The organism is Clostridioides sp. ZZV15-6598 (assembly GCF_020657705.1).
GTDB lineage: Bacteria > Bacillota > Clostridia > Peptostreptococcales > Peptostreptococcaceae > Clostridioides > Clostridioides difficile_F.
In genome coordinates this window covers 1-537 of the sequence record NZ_JAGWCS010000313.1, presented here as the reverse complement: position 1 = coordinate 537, position 537 = coordinate 1, and the positions used below count along the sequence as shown (strand labels likewise).

General features: G+C 21.6%; 1 pseudogene. It reads left to right on the top strand.

Annotated features, from left to right (window positions below):
* Positions 1-308 (top strand): annotated as a pseudogene (locus KGF50_RS21800) (GNAT family N-acetyltransferase); the annotation flags it as partial.
* Positions 309-537 lie beyond the last annotated feature (229 nt).

Sequence of the window (537 nt, the reverse complement as noted above, 5' to 3'; positions counted from 1 at the left end):
ATCAACAAGGAACAATTAAAATAATAAATTATAGTAAATTATGTGATAATTTAAAAGGTTATTTTAATCAATATGTAGATTCCGAATTATTAGAGCATATTGAATTTAAACAAGTTGAAAATAAATATATCATCAAATATAAGGAAGAAGAACTTATAATAGAAAGTTTAGATAAACTTAATAAGCTATTTTTCGAACGAAATGAAGAACAACACAATGAATTTAAACATTTAAAAAAAATATATGAATTTACTACAAAAGTATTTCCTATAGATTTTCCATGGACTGCAAATTTAAACTATCAATAGTTATTATACTTTTTGCCTAAGATTTAAAAAGAAATATTCTTAAAGCATAAAATAATTTTTTATTGAATGTTAAGAAAAGAGTTTTAGGAACGAACTGGAAAGGATGAGTGTTATATGGACATACTTGAAAAAATAGCAGAATGTATATTAAATATGGGTGTAAATAATATAGAAGATTTAGTAAAAGATGCTATAGAGGAAAATATTAATGTAGAGGATATATATAAAT